Origin of the sequence: Polaribacter sp. SA4-12, assembly GCF_002163675.1 — a bacterium.
Classification (GTDB): Bacteria; Bacteroidota; Bacteroidia; order Flavobacteriales; family Flavobacteriaceae; genus Polaribacter.
In genome coordinates, this window is the sequence record NZ_CP019334.1 from 2,806,970 (window position 1) to 2,825,927 (window position 18,958).

The 18,958-nt window shown below is 28.7% G+C and carries 21 protein-coding genes; 5 read left to right on the plus strand and 16 right to left on the minus strand.

Annotated elements, in window-relative coordinates:
• Nucleotides 1-4 precede the first annotated feature (4 nt).
• Complete coding sequence (locus tag BTO07_RS12165; RefSeq protein ID WP_087521488.1) at nt 5-901, minus strand: DUF1207 domain-containing protein; 897 nt, start codon at nt 899-901, stop codon at nt 5-7.
• Nucleotides 902-948: 47 nt separating this feature from the next.
• Here BTO07_RS12165 and BTO07_RS12170 point away from each other — a divergent pair, with 47 nt between their 5' ends.
• Both BTO07_RS12170 and BTO07_RS12175 read left to right on the plus strand, forming a co-directional pair.
• Nucleotides 949-1,305, plus strand: a complete 357-nt coding sequence (locus BTO07_RS12170; RefSeq protein WP_087521489.1) for a YraN family protein — start codon at nt 949-951, stop codon at nt 1,303-1,305.
• Between the two features lie 79 nt (nt 1,306-1,384).
• Entirely contained in the window at nt 1,385-2,287 is a 903-nt protein-coding gene (locus BTO07_RS12175) for a DMT family transporter (protein ID WP_087521490.1), read from the plus strand.
• Between the two features lie 20 nt (nt 2,288-2,307).
• On the opposite strand, the gene BTO07_RS12180 is transcribed toward BTO07_RS12175, so the two are convergent.
• Complete coding sequence (locus BTO07_RS12180) at nt 2,308-3,672, minus strand: TlpA family protein disulfide reductase (RefSeq protein WP_087521491.1); 1,365 nt, start codon at nt 3,670-3,672, stop codon at nt 2,308-2,310.
• Nucleotides 3,673-3,776: 104 nt separating this feature from the next.
• Between BTO07_RS12180 and BTO07_RS12185 the strand changes: the two genes are divergently transcribed.
• Nucleotides 3,777-4,571, plus strand: coding sequence for an SDR family oxidoreductase (locus BTO07_RS12185; RefSeq protein WP_087521492.1), 795 nt, complete (start codon nt 3,777-3,779; stop codon nt 4,569-4,571).
• Nucleotides 4,572-4,597: 26 nt separating this feature from the next.
• On the opposite strand, the gene BTO07_RS12190 is transcribed toward BTO07_RS12185, so the two are convergent.
• Nucleotides 4,598-4,954 (minus strand): hypothetical protein, encoded by a 357-nt coding sequence (locus tag BTO07_RS12190; RefSeq protein WP_087521493.1) that lies wholly within the window; start codon nt 4,952-4,954, stop codon nt 4,598-4,600.
• A gap of 83 nt (nt 4,955-5,037) precedes the next feature.
• On the opposite strand from BTO07_RS12190, the gene BTO07_RS12195 reads away from it, so the two are divergent.
• Both BTO07_RS12195 and BTO07_RS12200 read left to right on the plus strand, forming a co-directional pair.
• Nucleotides 5,038-5,559 (plus strand): CvpA family protein, encoded by a 522-nt coding sequence (locus BTO07_RS12195; protein ID WP_087521494.1) that lies wholly within the window; start codon nt 5,038-5,040, stop codon nt 5,557-5,559.
• A gap of 40 nt (nt 5,560-5,599) precedes the next feature.
• Nucleotides 5,600-5,986, plus strand: a complete 387-nt coding sequence (locus BTO07_RS12200; RefSeq protein WP_157663342.1) for a hypothetical protein — start codon at nt 5,600-5,602, stop codon at nt 5,984-5,986.
• 53 nt (nt 5,987-6,039) lie between these two features.
• Here the strand turns inward: BTO07_RS12200 and BTO07_RS12205 are convergent, their stop codons facing one another.
• The 13 genes from BTO07_RS12205 to BTO07_RS12265 all read right to left on the minus strand — a co-directional run bounded on the left by BTO07_RS12205 (nt 6,040) and on the right by BTO07_RS12265 (nt 18,952).
• Nucleotides 6,040-6,666, minus strand: coding sequence for a carbonic anhydrase (locus tag BTO07_RS12205; RefSeq protein WP_087521496.1), 627 nt, complete (start codon nt 6,664-6,666; stop codon nt 6,040-6,042).
• 13 nt (nt 6,667-6,679) lie between these two features.
• Nucleotides 6,680-8,530 carry a SulP family inorganic anion transporter gene (locus BTO07_RS12210; protein WP_087521497.1) on the minus strand — a complete coding sequence of 617 codons (1,851 nt, stop codon included), beginning with the start codon at nt 8,528-8,530 and terminating at the stop codon, nt 6,680-6,682.
• Nucleotides 8,531-8,635: 105 nt separating this feature from the next.
• The gene (locus tag BTO07_RS12215) at nt 8,636-9,262 is read right to left on the minus strand and encodes a carbonic anhydrase family protein (RefSeq protein ID WP_087521498.1); all 627 of its coding nucleotides are present in this window, start codon (nt 9,260-9,262) and stop codon (nt 8,636-8,638) included.
• An 8-nt stretch (nt 9,263-9,270) separates the two neighbouring features.
• On the minus strand, nt 9,271-10,056 hold the full coding sequence (locus BTO07_RS12220) for a universal stress protein (protein WP_087521499.1): 786 nt from the start codon (nt 10,054-10,056) through the stop codon (nt 9,271-9,273).
• Nucleotides 10,057-10,060: 4 nt separating this feature from the next.
• Nucleotides 10,061-11,641, minus strand: coding sequence for a SulP family inorganic anion transporter (locus BTO07_RS12225; protein ID WP_087521500.1), 1,581 nt, complete (start codon nt 11,639-11,641; stop codon nt 10,061-10,063).
• Nucleotides 11,642-11,728: 87 nt separating this feature from the next.
• Nucleotides 11,729-11,998 (minus strand): hypothetical protein, encoded by a 270-nt coding sequence (locus tag BTO07_RS12230; RefSeq protein WP_087521501.1) that lies wholly within the window; start codon nt 11,996-11,998, stop codon nt 11,729-11,731.
• Nucleotides 11,999-12,091: 93 nt separating this feature from the next.
• Nucleotides 12,092-12,850: an SH3 domain-containing protein gene (locus tag BTO07_RS12235; protein WP_087521502.1), complete on the minus strand. Its 759-nt coding sequence runs from the start codon at nt 12,848-12,850 to the stop codon at nt 12,092-12,094.
• A 44-nt stretch (nt 12,851-12,894) separates the two neighbouring features.
• Nucleotides 12,895-14,661, minus strand: a complete 1,767-nt coding sequence (locus BTO07_RS12240) for a BatD family protein (RefSeq protein ID WP_087521503.1) — start codon at nt 14,659-14,661, stop codon at nt 12,895-12,897.
• 25 nt (nt 14,662-14,686) lie between these two features.
• Entirely contained in the window at nt 14,687-15,517 is an 831-nt protein-coding gene (locus tag BTO07_RS12245) for a tetratricopeptide repeat protein (RefSeq protein ID WP_232457027.1), read from the minus strand.
• On the minus strand, nt 15,495-16,541 hold the full coding sequence (locus BTO07_RS12250; protein ID WP_157663343.1) for a VWA domain-containing protein: 1,047 nt from the start codon (nt 16,539-16,541) through the stop codon (nt 15,495-15,497). The genes BTO07_RS12245 and BTO07_RS12250 overlap by 23 nt, the downstream gene beginning before the upstream one ends.
• 89 nt (nt 16,542-16,630) lie before the next feature.
• On the minus strand, nt 16,631-16,996 hold the full coding sequence (locus BTO07_RS12255) for a four helix bundle protein (RefSeq protein WP_087521504.1): 366 nt from the start codon (nt 16,994-16,996) through the stop codon (nt 16,631-16,633).
• A gap of 47 nt (nt 16,997-17,043) precedes the next feature.
• Nucleotides 17,044-18,048 carry a vWA domain-containing protein gene (locus BTO07_RS12260; RefSeq protein ID WP_087522637.1) on the minus strand — a complete coding sequence of 335 codons (1,005 nt, stop codon included), beginning with the start codon at nt 18,046-18,048 and terminating at the stop codon, nt 17,044-17,046.
• The gene (locus BTO07_RS12265) at nt 18,035-18,952 is read right to left on the minus strand and encodes a hypothetical protein (protein ID WP_087521505.1); all 918 of its coding nucleotides are present in this window, start codon (nt 18,950-18,952) and stop codon (nt 18,035-18,037) included. Before BTO07_RS12265 ends, BTO07_RS12260 begins: the two co-directional genes overlap by 14 nt.
• Between the last annotated feature and the right edge of the window lie 6 nt (nt 18,953-18,958).

The following is an 18,958-nucleotide window of genomic DNA, read 5'->3' on the forward strand; positions in this document are numbered from 1 at the left end:
AAATTTATAATTCTAAATTATAATAAAAAGCCAAAGACAACCAACTTGTTTTTATTTCTTTTTCTAATCTACTATAAGGTAAATAACCATTATAATATTCTAGACGTAAACTGTTATTATTTTTAAAAGCATATCCAAATCCGCCATTAAAATCTAAATTGTAATCGTTGTTTTCTAAAAAACGAAGATCATAACCAATAAAAACTCTATTTAATAATTCACTATCAGTTTCGAAATTTTTAAAAACTCCACCTGTTTGAAAACTTACTTTTTTACGATTACCTCCCGTTCTTACAATGTAAGAAGCACCAGCATATAAACCAATTTTCTCTTTGTTGTATGCATATAAAACTTCTACAGTTTCATAATTAGCAGGATCATTAGACCAATAATCTGAGTTTTCTGTTCTTGTATAATCGTTTTTCAACAGAAAATCATCACCTAAATGAGAAGATCTATGGTATAAATTAATTCTTAAAAAATTATTTTCATTCAACACAAAATCATTGTGAAAATAGATAAAATAATCTGTGTTAAATAACGAATGGGTTACACCATTAAAGTTGTCAGATTTTTCTTCTCTGAACACAAATTGATTGTCTATATGGCCACTAATTGCTAACTGATAATTATCTTTAGAATAGATTTTCTTAAAAACATTTGCTTTTAAATTTACCAATACTTTGTAGGAATTGAATTGAAAATCGCTTGCACTTTTTGCTGTTAAAGGACTTACCTTAAAAGCACTACTATTATCTGTTGGACTGAATAATAAAAAAGGAAAACTCCTATTTTTCTGACTTAGAAAAGGCTCAAATTCATTAGAATTGGTTTGACCAAAACTTGTAAAAGAGTAGAAAATAATGAGTAAAAGAGATAGTTTACTTTTGATAAAAGTCATTTAATTAATTTTGAATAAAAGTAATTAATAATTTGTAATTTGAGGCTATGGCAGAACATAATGAATTAGGAAAAAAAGGAGAAGAACTAGCCATCAAATTTCTGATTGATAAAGGCTATAAAATTCTCGAAAAAAATTATCGTTATTTAAAAGCAGAAGTAGATATTATTGCCCAAAAAGAAAACACTTTAGCTGTTGTAGAAGTAAAAACACGTTCTTCAGATTATTTTGGAAATCCGCAAGACTTTGTAAATCCAAAGAAAATAAAATTGTTGCTTTCTGCAATTGATTATTATGTTAATGAAAAAGATTTAGACGTAGAAGTCCGTTTTGATATTATTGCGATTATTCATCAAAAAACAATTAAAATTGAGCATTTAGAAGATGCTTTTCTCCATTTTTAAGCAATTATTCATCTACTGAACATCGTAATCAATACATCTAAAAGCAACTTTCTAAAACAGTAAGTTTTAGTTTCGTTTTATGGTAACAAAAAGGTTTTGGTTTGGTGTGTTTTTAGGCGTTTTGGGTATTGTACTCTTTTCTTCTAAAGCAGTTATGGTTAAACTTGCCTACAATTACAATGTAGATGCAATTACTATGTTGCTATTAAGAATGTTGTTTTCTTTTCCTTTTTATGTGGTTATTGCATATTTATATCGAAATAAAAATCAAGAAATAAAAACGACTAAAATAGATTATGCTTGGGTTGTATTTTTTGGTGTGGTAGGTTATTATTTAGCAAGTTTTTTTGATTTTGTAGGTTTAACATATATAAAGGCAAGTTTAGAACGCATCATTTTATTTGTATATCCAACAATTGTAATTCTTTTAAATCGACTTTTTTTTAAACAACCAATTACAAAAATTCAAGCGCTTGCCATCTTTTTATCCTATTTAGGAATTGTAATTGCTTTTTCTGATGAAGTTGATATTTCTGGAAACAATGTGTATTTAGGAGGCTTTTTTGTGCTTTTATGTGCTATTACTTACGCCTCTTATTTGGTAGGAAGTGGTTGGTTAATTCCAAAATTTGGAGTTGTAAAATTCACTGCTTATGCAATGTTGGTTTCTTGTTTTTGTGTATTTATACACTTTAGTGTTATTGGTGAAACAGATTTATTTAATTTACCTTGGCAAGTATATGGTTTTGGTGGTTTAATAGCTATTTTTGCAACTGTAATTCCCTCTTTTTTAGTGAGTGCTTCTATAAAAATAATTAGTTCTTCTAATTTTGCAATCGTTGCAGGAGTTGGCCCAATATCTACAATTATATTAGCTTCTTTTTTTCTAAACGAAAGTTTAACTTTATTTCAATTTTTTGGCGCACTTTTGGTTATATTAGGTATTGTTATAACCTCATTAAACCAAGCTAAGAAAAAGTAATTGATAAAGAAATTAAATCTTTAAAGTTTATTAATGATGTTCTTTACATCTTTTAAATCATCTGGCTTTGCAATAATTTTTTTGTCAGCATCTAACACAAAATAACTAGGTGTAGATACTATGTTATAAGTTCTTGCGGTTTTGTTTTCCCATTTATTTAAGCCCAAAACATGATGCCAATTTGGTAGTGTTTTCTTGTAATTTTTCCAACCAAAGTCATTTTTTTCTAAAGAAAAAGCTATCACTTTTACTTTTTTGTTTTCCTTTAAAAATTTATGTATCTGAGGAATTTCTCTTAAACAATGAGAACAACTTGTACTCCAAAAAATTAATAAATAATTTTCAGCGTCATCTAATTTAGAAAGCGTTAATGTTTTATCATTTTCTTTCCAAGAAAAGTCTGGAGCTATTCTGCCAACTTCCGCAGCAAATAATGATAATTTATCTTCTTTAAACTTTTTACTTTGAACATCAATTGGTAATTTATTGTAATGATTTTCGAATAAATAATCTATTAATTCTAAATTCATTGACATTTCAAATTGGCTAATTAAAAACTCAATTGCATCCTTTTTAAAAGGAATTGTTTCAATTTTAGATAAGACTTTATCTACAGATTCTTTATATAATCCTTGTTGTATTGTTGCGTCATCAGCATAATTAATAGAAAAAACATAATCTGTAATTCTATCAATTAGAAAAGAAGAGTTTAAAAGTGTTTTATTATTAAAGTCCATTTTGTCAAAAAAAGTATCGATCATATTTGACATGTACTTTTGTGGAGTACTTATAATTTCTGAAGGACTATTTCTTAATGAAGCTTTAATAAAAGGTTGAACATACATGCCTTTTGAGGCGTCTAAATATTCTTTCTGAACACTGTTTACGTTCTTTAGAGCTTTTTTGTATTTTCTATTTAAATCTAAATCAGGGTTTTGTATAGCTGTAACTTGTATAGAGTCTAATGTTTGTTGCGCATCCGCAATTTTATCTAAATAGTTTCTGTAAATTATATTCTCTTTAGACTCTGTAAAAGTTACAGATTGATTGGGATATTCAGGATGAAAACCAAAATTAACATCTTCATTATTATAAATAAAATCGACAAAACCTGCTCCTTCTAATCTATAAGTTATTCTATATGAACCTACTTTTGTGTTTTTAGGAAGTATAAAATGAAAACTACCTAAAGCTTGTTTTTTTCCATCAACATCAAATGAATCAATTTTTATTTTAGTATTCTTAACAAACGTTTGTTTTGCTCCTTCTACCTTATATAAAAGAACCCAATCACTTTTTATTGTTGGAGACATTGTTCCACTAATAGTATGTTGTGCTTGTGCAAATGCTGAAATTAAGAATATAAAAGCGAGTATTTTTTTCATTATTTTAAAGTTGATTTTGTTCTTGCTATACTATTTTCAAGAAGTGTACCAAAAATACTATTTCTCTATTAAAAAAAGTATATTGTAGCATAAAAAACTAAGTTATGCCTTTTAATAATAAAGTTGTTTGGATAACTGGTGCTTCTTCTGGAATCGGAAAAGCGTTAGCCATTGAGTTATCTCATCAAAAAGCAACACTAATTTTATCATCAAGAAATAAAACCGAATTAGAGTTGGTAAAGAGTGAATGTAATAATTCATCCGAAGTAAAAATTATCACAGTAGATTTAGAAAATTATACCAATTTACAACCAAAGGTTGATGAAGCTCTTGCTTGTTTTGGTAGGGTTGATGTTTTGGTAAACAATGGAGGGATTAGTCAGCGTTCTTTGGTAAAAGACACACAAGTTTCGGTTGATAAACGGATTATGGATATAAATTATCTAGGAACTGTAGCTTTGTCTAAAGCAATATTGCCTCATTTTATAGAAAACAAAAGCGGTCAATTTGTTGTTACAACAAGTATTGTTGGTAAAATAGGAACTCCTTTACGTTCTTCATACGCAGCAAGTAAACATGCTTTACATGGTTTTTTTGATAGCTTACGAGCAGAAAATCACAAAAATAATATTGTAGTAACTTTAGTTTGTCCTGGTTTTGTAAACACAAATGTTTCTAAGAATGCTCTAATTGGTGATGGTTCTTCACAAGGAAAAATGGATGTTGCTACCGAAAATGGAATTCATCCAGACCACTTTGCAAAATTGATGGCAAAAGCAATTAGAAAGAAAAAAGAGGAAGTTTATATCGCAGGAGCAAAAGAAAAGTTAGGTGTTTTTGCAAAGCGCTTTTTTCCAAAGTTATTATCTATAATGATTAGAAAACTAAGCGTTACTTAAAATACTTTAATAAAGATAAAAAGAACCTAATCAAAATAGTTTAATGCCTCAAAATAGGTAATAATAGCTTCTTTCATTAACACAGTTTGTTCTCCGGGTTTTAAGTTTGGTAACTCAGTAATTGTTTTATAATGCGGCCAGCTGTCATCATCAAAATAATCGAATTCGTAATAACCATAAGGTTCTAAAAGTTTACAAATTGCAATATGCATTAAGTTTACTTTATCGTCTTTTTTAAATTCAGGATGGCTTTGTCCTAATTCTTGTACACCAATTAAATAGATAATACCATCCATATTTAATTCGTCACCATCTGCAAATTGATTGGTTAATTTGTTCACTAATAAATCCCATTTTTCTTTTAGGGTGATTATTTTTGGCATGTTACTTATTTTTAAAATGTAAAGATACAACCGACATTTTTAAATTGTGAAAAAAAAAATGTAGGTTTGAAAAAATTAATTTCATGAATGTTTTTGATATTATTATAGCTGCTTTATTACTCTTTGGCTTTGTTAGAGGCTTAATGAAAGGCTTATTTGTAGAGGTTGCTTCTTTGGTTGCATTGATTGGTGGAGTGTATGGAGCTATTCATTTTTCTTATTTTGTTTCTAATTTCCTAAAAGAATATGTATCTTGGAAGCCAGAATACATCTCTTTAGCGTCTTTTGCAATAACTTTTGTAATAATTATTGTTGTAATTGCGCTTCTTGGAAAAGCATTAACAAAAATTGCAGATTTCGCTTCTCTAGGAATTATTAATAAAATATTAGGAGGCGTATTTGGAGCTTTAAAAATTGGACTAATTTTAAGTGTTGTTTTTATTTTCTTTGGAAAAATGAATGATACAATTCCTTTTATTAAAAAGGAAACATTAGATGATTCTATTTTATATAGCCCTGTTAAAAAAATTGCCCCTACGATTTTCCCCTCTATTATTAAAGAAGAAAAACAGGAAAAAACCCTGTTAAATAACATTGAAATTTAAGTTGTAATTATGTAAATTGCGACTTTTAAAAAGGCACATGATGAGAAAAATTTATAAACTTTTAATGTTATTTAGTATAACATTGTTGATGTCTTTTAGTTCTTCTAAAGACTGTGGTATTTTAAAGGATAATACTTTTACCTACAGAAATTCAAAGAAAGAGGTTATTGTTGTTTTTAAAGATAATAAACATGTAGAATATCATAATAACGAAGAGTATTATATTAAGTCTGATATAGAGTGGGTAAATAATTGTGAATATTATTTAATAATAAAAGAATCTACTCTGCCCAATTTTCCATTCAAAATGGGAACAAAGATGCATATTGTTGTAAATAAAGTTAGAGGTAAAAAAGTTTATTATACTTCCTCTTTAGGAGGAAGATCTTGGGAAGGAAGATTAACAAAAAGAGCACCTAAGAAATAGATAATTTACTTACTTTTAATCATATTAAAATTTCTTTTTTCCGAAGTTTATGTTTAATCTAAATGATAAATTTCCATTATATCTTCTAAGTATTTTTCGAAATCAATTTTAAGATCTATTAATTTTCCAGTATGAATATCAAGAACCCAACCATGTACCTTTAAACCACGGTCTCTAAAAGCTTTTTGTATAGCAGCTGTTTTAATTAAATTAACACATTGTTCTTTAACATTTAACTCTACTAAACGTTCGTATTTTTTCTCTTCATCCTTTATAGCATTAAGTTCTTCTGAATGAATTCTATAAACATCTCTAATATTTCTTAACCATGGGTTTAAAATACCCAGATCTGCAGATTGCATAGCAGCTTTAACACCACCACAACCATAATGACCACAAACAATAACATGCTTAACTTTTAATATATCTACAGCGTAATTTATAACTGACATTGCATTTAGATCTATACTAATAACCATATTAGCTATATTTCTATGCACAAAAACCTCTCCTGGTTTTGCTCCCATTAACTCCTCGGCAGTAACTCTACTGTCTGAACAACCAATATATAATAATTCAGGATTTTGACCTTTTCCTAACTCTTCGAAATAATTTTTATCTTCAGATAATTTATCTTTTATCCATTTATCATTATTCTGAAATACTTTATCTAAATCCATTTTTTTTAAAGTTTTAATTATTTTCTTTTATCCAACTTACACATTTTTTAAAAGTCTTAAAGATGTGTTCTTCGGGGATAAAATCAGGAATAATATCAATTCTTTCCATCATGTATTTTGGCTGTGGTAATAGCCCTACAAATAAAACCTCAACGTTTTTTCTCTTTAAATCTTGCAGCATATCTTCCATAGCATATAAACCAGATTGATCCATATATTGCATTCTTCCTAAACGTAGAATTACTGTTTTTGCTGTATCAGGAATCTGAAGATATAGCGCTTGAAAATCACTAGTTGAACCAAAAAATAGAGGTCCTTTTATGTGTTTTATAAAAACTTTTTCTTTTAAGCTTTCAGGAAAACTTGTTTCATCATCCCAAGCTTCTTCTTTTAAAGTTTTAACATCTGAACGTTCTGCAGTTAAATCTCCAATTTTTTTCATAAACATTAAGGAAGCTATTACTAAACCTATACCAACTGCGTAAACTAAATTCCAGAATGTTGATAGTAATAAAACAATCATCATAATTAATACTTCAGAACTTAATTTAATCGGTCCAAATTTAATGTCTCTTGGTAAAAATGGTATTGCTTTTAGTCCTTTATAATCCATTACTCCAATACCAACTGTTATTAAAATACCCGCTAAAACTGCTGCCGGAATCTTAGAAGCAATAGGTCCTAAACCTAGCATGATAATTAATAACATAATTCCTGCTATCATACCAGAAAGCTTTGTTTTACCACCAGCATTAATGTTCACTACAGTTCTTATTGTTGCTCCTGCTCCTGGAATTCCACCAAACAAAGCAGCAATACTGTTCCCTATTCCTTGACCAATTAACTCTCTATTAGGCTTATGTTTTGTTTTGGTCATATTATCTGCAACAACACTTGTTAAAAGCGAATCTATTGCTCCCAAAAGGGATAATGTTAAGGCTGTAAAAATATAGGGAGTAATGTTGTTCAAAGAAAAAGTTGTAAATATTTCCCACTTTATTTGTGGTATTCCACCAGGAATTTCTTGAATGGTTCTATATTCTAAGTTAAAAGCAACTGCAATTCCAGACATTACAATAAGTGCAACTAATGTGCTAGGAACCTTTGTTGTTATTCGCTTAAAACCATAAATAATTATAATTGTACCTAAAGCAAGTAAAAGTTCTAGCCAATTAATAAATTGTAGAGCTCTTGGTATTGCTTTTATAGCGCCTAAAGCACCAGAAGTTTCTTTAGCCGCTAGCGTTTGAGATTCTGTTGTTATATCAGAAGAAGATATTAATTTACCTCTTCTATTTGTTTCTTCAAAATTTTCTAAAACTAATATACCTTCACCTGCTTCTTCTTTTAAGATGTTTTTGAGAATTACTTCTTGGGCTTGTGTATTAAATTTTGATACAAATTCTATATCTTCTTTTGGGTAATAACCAACAGAAGGTAGTATTTGAGTCAATAAAATAATTAATCCAATTGCTGTCATAAAACCAGACACAACTGGGTAAGGAATGTACCTAATATATTTACCCAATCCAATAAGTCCTAATCCTATTTGAAATAAACCAGCTAATACAAATACCGTTAAAATTGCTGGTAACGCTTTAGTTACATCACCATCATTTGCGGCAATTATACCTGCAATAACAACCATACTTACTGCAGTCATTGGTGCAGTTGGTCCAGATATTTGAGTACTTGTTCCTCCAAATAAAGCAGCAAAGAAACTAATAAAAATTGCTCCATAAAGTCCTGCAGTTGGTCCTAGTCCAGAAGAAACCCCAAAAGCTAATGCTAAAGGTAGGGCAACAATACCTGCAGTTATTCCACCAAATGCATCACCTTTTATATTTGAAAATAATTTTTTCATATTTTTTTTAATAGAATATTTTTATTAACCCACAATTTAGTACTTATTATTTAAAAAAAAGCCAATCCTAAAAAGGATTGGCTTTTCTAAACAATTAATTTTTAATTAGTAAAAGGTTACTAAACCGTCGGTAATATCATACATAGCTCCAACAATTGCAATTTCTCCATTATCTTCCATTTCCTTTAAAACAGGGCTTTGAACACGAATATTATCAATTGTCATATGAACATTTTTATCAGAAACTTCATTTACAAAATCCATGTTGCTAGAGTTTCTTAAGCTTGGATCTTTTGGTTCTATTACTGCCTTAACTGCTGGTTTTATTTTACTAATTAAAGCAGTTAAGTTTCCTAACTTTGCATCATCACAAGCACCCTTTATTGCTCCACAAGCTGTATGCCCTAAAACAACAATTACTTTGGTTCCTGCTAATTTACAAGCAAACTCCATACTTCCTAAAATATCTTCATTTACAAAATTACCTGCAATTCTTACACTAAAAACATCTCCGAAACCTTGATCAAAAATTAATTCTGCAGAAACTCTAGAGTCTATACAACTTAAAATAGTAGCGAAAGGAAACTGACCTTCGCTAGTATCATTTACTTGTTCTAAAAGGTTTCTATTTATTTTTAAATTATTTTGAAATCTTTGGTTACCTTCTTTTAAAAAATCTAACGCTTTTTTAGGCGTCATGGTTGCTTGAGTTTCTTTTGTATGTGCTTTCATGGTGTTTTTTATGTTGTTAAAATTAATGAACAATCAAGGTTTTTGATTATACTTTTAATGTCTGGTTTTACTGAGTTTATCTCTTGTCCTTCTCTATTAATAAAAAGTAAGTTTACTTTACTTTTAGATAAGTAGTTAGAAATGTTTTTTATTACGTTATCACCTTTTTCAAAAACAAATTCTACAATCTTCTTAGATGAATCGGTAGTATTATTAGAATTTAATTTATCATCATTGATACAAAAAGATGTTAAAGATTTATCTGAATAAGAAACTATAGTTTCTGCAAATTTATTTGAAAACGTATTTATATTATCTAATACACCTAAAGAAATATCTGAACTTGCATCTAATAAATTATTATCTGAAGCAATCATAACAGTACCAGAATATTCTTTTAATACATGACTTATAATATTATCTCCAATAAAAGACAAAACTTTAGATTTACTTTTACCTAAAACAATAATGTCTGGGTTGGTTTCTTTAATTTCTTTACTAATTTCATTTTTTAAATTACCAAAAGAAATTTTGTAATCAATTTTTACATCTTCATTTTTAGATTGCTCTTTAATAATTTTTTTAATTTTATTATCTGCTTCTAAAAATTTCTCATTTATGGTTCTCATTGCAGAAAGCTGACTTTCTTTTTCTACAATATCTATAGCTTTTTTAACACAGAAAAAGTTAATTTCTCCATCTACTATTTTAGCTAAATTTACACCATTTTTTATAATTTTTTCTGTTGATGAATCTATATCTGAAAGTACCAATATTTTACATTTCTGTTTCATATATTTAGGCTGATTTTTTTCTTAAATTAAAAAATTCTATATAACTTGGTGGGTTTTCAACAATTCCTCTTTCAGAAGTTAATTGAATATCGATGTTTCTTTCTGTTGCTTTAAAAGCAAAATCTTCTAAAATTTCTATAATATCATTATCTAAATATCTAGTTTTTCTAACATCTAATTCTAAAAAAGTATCTCTTGGTAAACTGTCTAATTCTTTTAAAATAGCACCTTTGTTAAAGAAAGTAACTTCTTCTGCAAGTGTCATTTTAATTCTGTGTTTTCCATTACTTTTATCTTCAATATGAAGAAAGTGAGAATTTTGAAAACTCTTTATTAATATTACTACAATACCAACTGCTAAACCTAAACCAATACCAACTAATAAATCTGTAAAAACAATACCTACAACAGTTACTGTAAAAGGGATCCATTGTTTCCATCCCAATTGTACCATTTCTTTAAAAACACTAGGTTTTGCTAATTTGTAACCAACAATTAATAAGATTGCAGCTAAAACAGATAAAGGAATTTTATTTAATAAAGTAGGAATTAAAATTACAGAAATTAATAATAATAAACCATGAATAATTGCAGAGATCTTTGTTCTACCACCAGATTGTATATTTGCAGAACTCCTTACAATTACTTGTGTAATTGGCAAACCACCAATTAAACCAGAAATAATATTTCCTGTTCCTTGTGCTAATAATTCTCTATTTGTTGGTGTTACATTTTTATGCGGATCTAATTTATCAGTAGCTTCTACACACAATAAAGTTTCTAAACTTGCAACTAAAGCTATCGTAAAACCTGTTACCCAAACTTGTGGATTTGAAATTGCACTAAAATTAGGAAAACTAAATTGTCCTAAAAAAGAATCTAAACTATCAGGAACAGGCACACTTACTAAATGTTGTGAGCTGATACCGTATTTAGAACTTCCACTTGTTGCAAAATAGTAAACAATACCAGCAACAACTGCTACTAAAGGACCTTGTATTATCTGAAAAAACTTACCTTTTTTAGATAAAACATTACTCCAAAGTATTAAAATTGCTAAACCAATAAAACCTACAATTGTAGCACCTAAACTAATATTGTTAAGTGAACTAAAAATTTCTGAGAATGTGTTTTGTCCATCTACTTGAAAGAATGCAAAATCTCCTTCAGGATCTGAATCATAGCCAAAAAAGTGAGGAATTTGTTTTAAGATGATAATGATACCAATACCTGTTAACATTCCTTTAATTACCGATGAAGGAAAATAATAACCAATAATTCCTGCTTTTAGTAAACCAAAAATTAATTGAATAATTCCTCCTAAAACTACTGCTACTAAAAAATTTTCATAACTACCTAAAGTTCCAATAGCTGTTAAGACTATTGCAGCTAAACCTGCTGCAGGACCACTTACTCCTATTTTAGAGCCACTTAAAGCTCCAACTATTGTACCTCCAATAATTCCGGAAATTAGACCAGCAAAAAGTGGTGCACCACTTGCTAATGCAATACCTAAACATAATGGTAATGCTACGAAAAATACTACTACACTTGCTGGTAGGTCGTTTTTAATGTACTTAAACATATATATATAATATTTTATCCCTAAATAATTTGATTTAGAGATTTTGAATTTTAAAAAATAATTGAATTTGTCTTAATTAACCAGATGTTACGACAAGAATTCTGGTGGTGGAGTGGTATTCTTTGGGTATTCTGAAATATAAGTTTTAGATTGAAAACTTACATTTTTCTTTTTCTGAATTCTATTTAAGAATAAAGAACTGAATTGTTCAGTTGGATTAATTTTAACTTCTAAGTCCTTAGAAGCTTCTTTACCTTTATTTTCTTCTTCTTCAGTCATATCAAGAAATAACGCAACATCCTGACCGTCATCAAAAAAACTAATTACTGTAGGAGTAATTAAGGCTGTTGAAAACATAAGGATAAAAAAAAGTGCAATTTTAACTCTCAATGATTATCTGGATTTGTTGCGAAAATAGTAAAGGTTTTCTGAATAATTGTTAAATAAAAATTAAAAATTGTTCAACAGTTTTATGTCTTCAGCAATTATCCAACCTAATTTTCCGTCGTTAATTTTAACTTTCTTCCAATTATCAACAGCATCTAAAACAATAACTTTTGTTCCTTCGTGTAACGTAAAAACGATTTCAGAATTTAAAGTAGGTGCATTTCTAATTTCAGTTTTCTCAGCAAAAACAATCGCTTCTTTATTTTTCTTAGAGATATTATATTGATTATAAGTAATAAATAGAGAAGCTAATAAGAATATAAAACTACCAATACTCGTAACAAAGTAGAATCGTTTTCTTGATGGAACTTCAGCAAAATAAAATAGTAAAAACAATAAACTACCTAGTATTGAAAAGACAATTACAACAATTGCCCATTCGTTGTAAGTTAGTTTTTGTAAATAATTTGTATTAAATTTTTGCAAAACAGTTTGCGGTAACACTTCGATGTTGTCTAGTGCCAATCTTTTTGCAAAGACCAAATTATTTTTTACATCTTCATTAGAAGGATCTAATTTTAGAGCCTTTTCATAATAATAAATTGAAGGTCCAACCTTGTTTAGTTTGTAATACGAATTTCCTAAATTATAATACAATTCTGTAGATACTAATTCTTTAGCTTCTACTTTTTTATATTTTTCTATTGCTTCTTCGAATTTGCCATTTTTATACAAATTGTTTGCAGCAACAAATAAGCTATCTACATCTTGTGCAGTAACTGAATTGGTAATTATCAATAATAAAAATAAGATTTTTTTCATTTTTTGAGTAAATAATTTTACTTAATCCTCAGTGAGGGTCATTTTTATAATTGTTTATCTAACTGAACAATAACTTGTTTCGCTCTTTCAAATTCGGCTTCCATTTCTGTATTTGTTATTTGTGAATAACGAGCCATATCAGAATGTTTTAGAACTTCAATAAATTGATTAATAGTTGTTGTTTCAATATTTTTATTCTTTAAGATATCTGTAATTTTTTCCTTACTGATATCTGCAGTTTCAATACCTAATTTCGCTTTTAAGTAATTGTGTAGAGCGCGTTCTAAAGCTTCATAGAAAGCGTCTTTTTTACCTAGTTGCTTCTGAGCTTCAGATAAATATTTCTTTGCTAAACGCTCTGCTTTTCTTTGTTTGTTACCGATTAGATCATTACTTCTTTTTTCATTCTTTTTAGCGATGAAAATACCAATAGGAATTGTAATTAATGGTAGTAATAATAAAATATAAAACAAGTTTGATTTAAAGAAATCATCAGTATCTACAACTTCTAAACTACTTTTTGTTTGAATATATCTAAAGTTCTTACCTGTAGAAGTTACTGTTTGCTTTCTTACAGCATTTGTGTCTACAATTGGTTTTAATTCTTTTCCTTCTAAAACATCAACAAAGAAATCATCCGTAACAATTATATGATATTTTTTCTCTTTTGGGTTGAAGTACGAAAATGAAACGTTAGGTATTTTATATTTTCCTTTATATTGAGGAACCACAGTATATAAATCTGAAATAGCACCTGTAATTCCACCAGAATTTACACGAACACTTTCTTTTCTTTCTGGTTGATATTTTTCTAACTCAACAGGGGTAGTGATTTCTGGTAATTCAAATAATTTAAGGTTTCCTTTTCCTGAAACAGCTACTTTTATTTGAGAACTTTCATTTGCCTTTAAAGTTTCTTTACTTAATGAAACATCAAATTTAAAATCACCAACTGCACCATTAAAGTTTGCTGGTTTTCCTTCTAAAGGAAGACTTTTTGGACTAACAATCTTTTTTGCTGAAGCAAATTCTTTTTTTACATTTCTAGTAATTACATTTCCAAAAAAATCTGATCTTCCTGTAGGAACTCCAATAACAACATCCATTTTCATCGGATCAATTGTCAGTTTACCAGTTTTTGTAGGAATCAATAAAGCTTTCTGAAGTACAATATATCTATAATCTTCTCCATTATACTTACCCATTTTAACAGGCGATTGTCCTTGTATTTTTATTACTTGATTCCAGAAACCATTGTATTTAGGAGCTTCTGTAACTCCATAATTATATACACTAACATTTTCGCTTACATATAACCTATATTCTACATAAACACCTTCACCAACGTAAGGTCTATCTTTAGAAATTTCTGCTACTAAATGTATGTTTTGTTGCGCAACGTAATTCGGGTCATTAGGATTTTTTGGAATATCTACAGCATCTAAAACTATAATTTTTATCGGTTTAGAGGTTATTGTTTTTCCTCCAATTTTTATACTAGCAGTTCCAATAATTAATTCACCTTTTACTTTTGGTTGAATAATGTAACTATAAGATTGAGAAAATGTTGCTTTTCCGTTAATCCAAGATTGACTTACAGACTGACTTGGGCCACCAACTACTTTAAAGTTTGAGAAATTAGGAGGCGAAAAATGATCTCCACCTTGTTTATCTATTGAGAATTCAATACGTAAACGTTGGTTAACACCCAACTTGTTTTTACTCACTTTTGCTATTAAAGTTGCTTCTTGAGCAGCTATCGTAAGCGAAAGCAAACTTATAAATATTGTTATGTAAAATTTCAACTTCATCTTCATTTTCTATGATATTGCTAATCTACCAATCTTTTTCTTGTTTTACTTTTTTCCCTTTTGCTTTTTTAGCATTCATCTTCTTTTGGGTCTTTTTCTCTTCATTATTTAAACTTTCTAAAAGTTGTTTAATTTGCTGAGGAGTCATTTTTCCCTGTTGAGGCTTAGGTTTTTGTTTTTCTTTATTCTCGTCCTTTTTAGGATCTTTATTTTTATCCTTGTCTTTATCTCCTTCACCATCTTTGTCTTTGTCCTTCTTCTTGTCCTTATCGTCGCCGTCTTTCTTATCTTTATTTTTGTCTTTGTTCTTGTCGTCTTTATCTTTTTTATCCTTGTCTTTGTTGTCCTTATTATCTTTGTTGTCTTGTTTTTCTTTCTCAAGTAATTTTTGAGCAACAGCTAAATTATAACGAGTTTCATCGTCATTAGGATTATTTCTTAACGAGTTTTTATAAGCATCTACTGCTGGTTGATATTGTTTACCTTCCATCATAGCATTACCAATATTATGGTAAGCTTCAGCTTTTGTAAATTTATCTTTCGCAGTTTTTGCTGTTAATTCATATTGAGGAACAGCCTCTTTATAATTTTTATTTTGATATAAAGCATTCCCTAAATTATAAGTTGCTTTGTCGTATTTAGTATTGCTGGCTAATGATTTCTGATAAGCAACAGAAGCATCTGTGTACTGCTTTTTGCTATATAATTCATTTCCTTGTCTTAACAATTTTCTAGCTTTACGTTGTAGAGCAATAGAATCTTTTTGTGCTATAACTTCTGCGGATGAAAATAGCATCAAGAAAACAATCAATATGTATTGTAAACGCTTCATATTATTTTTTTGTTTTTTCTTCATTAAACAAATCAACTTTTGTTAACCATTTTGTTTTCTTTTCAAATAAGAAAATATCAACAATTATAAAGAACAACCCGATTGCTAAAAACCATTGAAATTGGTCTTTATAATCAGAGAATTGTTTTGTTTCAAACTCACTTTTTTCTGCATTTGCAATAATTTCAGCAATCACTTTTACAGGTCTTTCTGTAACATTACCATCTATATATTCTCCATCTGCAGCATCTGCAATACCTTGTAAAACCTCTGGCATACGTTTGGTAAGTACAGTTTCTCCTTTTCTGTCTTTTTTATAACCAATCATAGAGCCATTCATACGAATTGGAATTGGGCTACCAGCTTCTAAACCAACACCAATTGTATAAATCTTTACACCTTCGTTTGCTAAATTTTGAGCTACTTGTTTTGTTTCTTCTTGATGATCTTCACCATCAGAAATAATAATTAAAAAACGATTTGTTTGTTCATCATTATTATAATACGTTTTTGCCAATTCTAGCGCTCCATTAATATCTGTTCCTTGACTAGAAACCATATCTGGATTCGCATTTTGCAAAAACATATGTGCTGCAGCGTGATCTGTTGTTATTGGTAAAAGCGGATAAGAATTACCTGCGTAAATTATAATTCCAACTCTATCAGAACCTAATTTATCTATTGTTTTTGATATAATTTGTTTTGCTTTTTCTAATCTATTAGGCGCAATATCTTCTGCCAACATACTTCTAGAAACATCTAAAGCAAATACAATATCTACACCTTCTCTTTTTACAGTTTTTAGTTTGGTTCCCATTTTTGGGTTTACTAAAGAAATTACTAAAAAAGTGATTCCTAAAAGTAAGATTATTAACTTTAAAACCGATTTAAAAGTGGACGAATTTGGCGCTAGTTTTTTAAGTAAATTTAAATCTGAAAATTTACGTTGAGTTCTTTTTTTCCACCATAAAACCAACAAGAAAATAACAATCATTGCTGGAATGATTATTAGTAAGGAAAAATAAATTGGTTCTTCAATCTTATACATTGTGTAATTGTTTAAGCGGTTAATTGTTTAATTGTTGATTCGCGTTGCTAAACATATACACGTTTAAACAATTAAACAGTTACACTTTTTTACTCTTTTTTTAATTGTGATTTTCTTAATGCATTTAGCATATTAGAAATCTTATATATTCTTTCTCTTAAATTTAGATATTCCTCTTCAGAAATAAATTCTAATTCTTTTGATAGTATTAAATGATTTAATACTTCCATTGTTGTACTAAAAGCAATTGTTGTAAAATGTGCTTTGTCTTTGTTTGTAATTCTAGATGTTCCTTCTGCTAAATTAGCGCCAATTGAATTAGTAGCTCGTCTAATTTGACTTACTAACCCAAATTTTTCATCCGAAGGAAAAGAAGAAGTAACCTTATAAACGTCTTTAGAAAGCTTTGTTGCTTCTTTCCAAACTTCTAATTTTTCAAATGAAAATATATACATCCTTTTTACAATTACACGTTTAAACAATTCAACATTTACACAATTTTTTAAATAAAACTCTTAAAAATTGTGTTTCTTAAAATAAATTCTAATAATAAAAAGCCTAATCCCAAGAAAACAAAAATTCTGTATTTTTCTTGATAATTATAGTATTTGAATTCTTCTATTTTTGTTTTTTCAAGCTTATCAATTTCATCATAAATCTTTTTTAATGATGTATTATCTGTTGCTCTAAAGTACTTTCCTTCAGTTTCTGAAGCAATTTCTTTTAGCAAAGCTTCGTCTATTTCAACTTGTTGTTTTCTAAACTGTAATTTTCCTGTTCTTGGATCTCTACTCCAAGGAAAATCGGCCATTCCATTTGTTCCAATACCAATTGTGTAGGTTTTAATGCCTAACTCTTTTGCTAATTCTGTAGCTGTTCTTGGATCTATGTTTCCTGAATTATTTACACCATCCGTCAATAAAATAATAACCTTACTTTTTGCAGTACTTTCTTTTAATCGGTTTACAGCAGAACCTAATCCCATTCCTATGGCAGTTCCTCCTTCTAATTGTCCCCATTTTAGTTCAGAAATGGTACGTTTTACAATTCCTTTATCACTCGTAATTGGTGTTTGTGTAAAACTTTCACCAGCATAAACAACGATTCCTATTCTGTCATTTGGCCTTCTATCAACAAAATCTACAGCAACTTTTTTTAATGCTTCTAATCTGTTTGGTTTTAAATCTCTAGCCAACATACTTGCAGAAACATCAATTGCCATAACAATATCAATCCCTTTATTTGTCTTCGTTTTTTTACTTACAGAAACATTTCTAGGTCTTGCCAAAGCAACTATAATTGCTGCTAATGCTAACAATCTTAATACATATAAAATTGGTTTTATTTTTGATAAAATAGAATCTGGTTTAAAACCTTTTATACTCGGCATTGTTAAGACTGCAGCTTCTTTTTTGCGCATAAAAAAATGCCAAACTGCAACCAATGGAATTACGATGAGTAACCATAAAAATTCCGGATTATTAAATTCAAAATTATTCCAATTCATCATCTTCTTCAATAATTGGTTTAGGTTTTAAACTACTCACAATATCTTGAGCATCTTTTCTGTCTTCTTCTATTTCTAAAGCTAAAGGTTTCGATTTTGCAAACTTTACTAAATCTGCTTCACGTAATAAATCTCTTAACTTTTTAATAGTGTCTTCTGAAGTTTGAATCACTTCTGAATCTTTAAAATCTTTTAGCATATCTAAAACCTGATCCGTAGTTTTTTCTAAAGCAGGAACTTTTAATTCTCGCTCAATATAACCACGTACAATTTCCGTCAATTCGCTATAATATTCTTTTACTTTATTGTTTTGCCACAATAATTTTTCGTCTAATTCATTCAGTTTAAAAATAGCTTCTTCATAAGGAGGTAAAGCTCTATAAGTAGCTTCTTCTACTTCTTCTTTTCTTTTTCTGATAACAAACCAGTAAATCCAGAAACCAATGATTGCTAAAGCAGCTAATAAGATATAAACGTAGATTCTAAAATCATCAAAAGTATAAGGTTCACTTTTAATAGACTTAATAGGAAACTTCTTCACTTTTGTGGTGTCAATTGCAATTGTTGCCACATTTACCAATAATGAATCTGTTAAAAACGCTTGATTCTTTACAAATATTTGTTGTTGCGGAATGTAAAAAGCACCGCTATCAAAACCTGTTAAAATATACTTTCTGATTAAACTGTTTTTTACGGTATCTGTTTTGGTAGAATCTATTATTTCTAAACCTCTTAATTCCAATTTAGGAATGATAACATTCTGAGTTTCATCAACAGAAATCTTTAAATTGAATTGCTCACCAATTCTAATATTTATGGTGTCAATTTCTGCTTTAACCATAGGTTTTTGAGCAAAACTTATAGTTGAAACTAATAATAGTATGTAGAGTATTTGTTTTTTCATTTTTAA

Excerpts from the sequence above, each read along its gene's own strand:
- BTO07_RS12250 (WP_157663343.1), bottom strand. The coding sequence starts at position 16,541 with ATGTATAAGATTGAAGAACCAATTTATTTTTCCTTACTAATAATCATT.
- BTO07_RS12165 (WP_087521488.1), bottom strand. The coding sequence starts at position 901 with ATGACTTTTATCAAAAGTAAACTATCTCTTTTACTCATTATTTTCTAC.
- BTO07_RS12265 (WP_087521505.1), bottom strand. The coding sequence starts at position 18,952 with ATGAAAAAACAAATACTCTACATACTATTATTAGTTTCAACTATAAGT.
- BTO07_RS12215 (WP_087521498.1), bottom strand. The coding sequence starts at position 9,262 with ATGAAAGCACATACAAAAGAAACTCAAGCAACCATGACGCCTAAAAAA.
- BTO07_RS12180 (WP_087521491.1), bottom strand. The coding sequence starts at position 3,672 with ATGAAAAAAATACTCGCTTTTATATTCTTAATTTCAGCATTTGCACAA.
- BTO07_RS12195 (WP_087521494.1), top strand. The coding sequence starts at position 5,038 with ATGAATGTTTTTGATATTATTATAGCTGCTTTATTACTCTTTGGCTTT.
- BTO07_RS12210 (WP_087521497.1), bottom strand. The coding sequence starts at position 8,530 with ATGAAAAAATTATTTTCAAATATAAAAGGTGATGCATTTGGTGGAATA.
- BTO07_RS12220 (WP_087521499.1), bottom strand. The coding sequence starts at position 10,056 with ATGAAACAGAAATGTAAAATATTGGTACTTTCAGATATAGATTCATCA.
- BTO07_RS12185 (WP_087521492.1), top strand. The coding sequence starts at position 3,777 with ATGCCTTTTAATAATAAAGTTGTTTGGATAACTGGTGCTTCTTCTGGA.
- BTO07_RS12170 (WP_087521489.1), top strand. The coding sequence starts at position 949 with ATGGCAGAACATAATGAATTAGGAAAAAAAGGAGAAGAACTAGCCATC.
- BTO07_RS12240 (WP_087521503.1), bottom strand. The coding sequence starts at position 14,661 with ATGAAGTTGAAATTTTACATAACAATATTTATAAGTTTGCTTTCGCTT.
- BTO07_RS12230 (WP_087521501.1), bottom strand. The coding sequence starts at position 11,998 with ATGTTTTCAACAGCCTTAATTACTCCTACAGTAATTAGTTTTTTTGAT.
- BTO07_RS12190 (WP_087521493.1), bottom strand. The coding sequence starts at position 4,954 with ATGCCAAAAATAATCACCCTAAAAGAAAAATGGGATTTATTAGTGAAC.
- BTO07_RS12175 (WP_087521490.1), top strand. The coding sequence starts at position 1,385 with ATGGTAACAAAAAGGTTTTGGTTTGGTGTGTTTTTAGGCGTTTTGGGT.
- BTO07_RS12260 (WP_087522637.1), bottom strand. The coding sequence starts at position 18,048 with ATGAATTGGAATAATTTTGAATTTAATAATCCGGAATTTTTATGGTTA.
- BTO07_RS12205 (WP_087521496.1), bottom strand. The coding sequence starts at position 6,666 with ATGGATTTAGATAAAGTATTTCAGAATAATGATAAATGGATAAAAGAT.
- BTO07_RS12255 (WP_087521504.1), bottom strand. The coding sequence starts at position 16,996 with ATGTATATATTTTCATTTGAAAAATTAGAAGTTTGGAAAGAAGCAACA.
- BTO07_RS12225 (WP_087521500.1), bottom strand. The coding sequence starts at position 11,641 with ATGTTTAAGTACATTAAAAACGACCTACCAGCAAGTGTAGTAGTATTT.
- BTO07_RS12245 (WP_232457027.1), bottom strand. The coding sequence starts at position 15,517 with ATGAAGAAAAAACAAAAAAATAATATGAAGCGTTTACAATACATATTG.
- BTO07_RS12200 (WP_157663342.1), top strand. The coding sequence starts at position 5,600 with ATGAGAAAAATTTATAAACTTTTAATGTTATTTAGTATAACATTGTTG.
- BTO07_RS12235 (WP_087521502.1), bottom strand. The coding sequence starts at position 12,850 with ATGAAAAAAATCTTATTTTTATTATTGATAATTACCAATTCAGTTACT.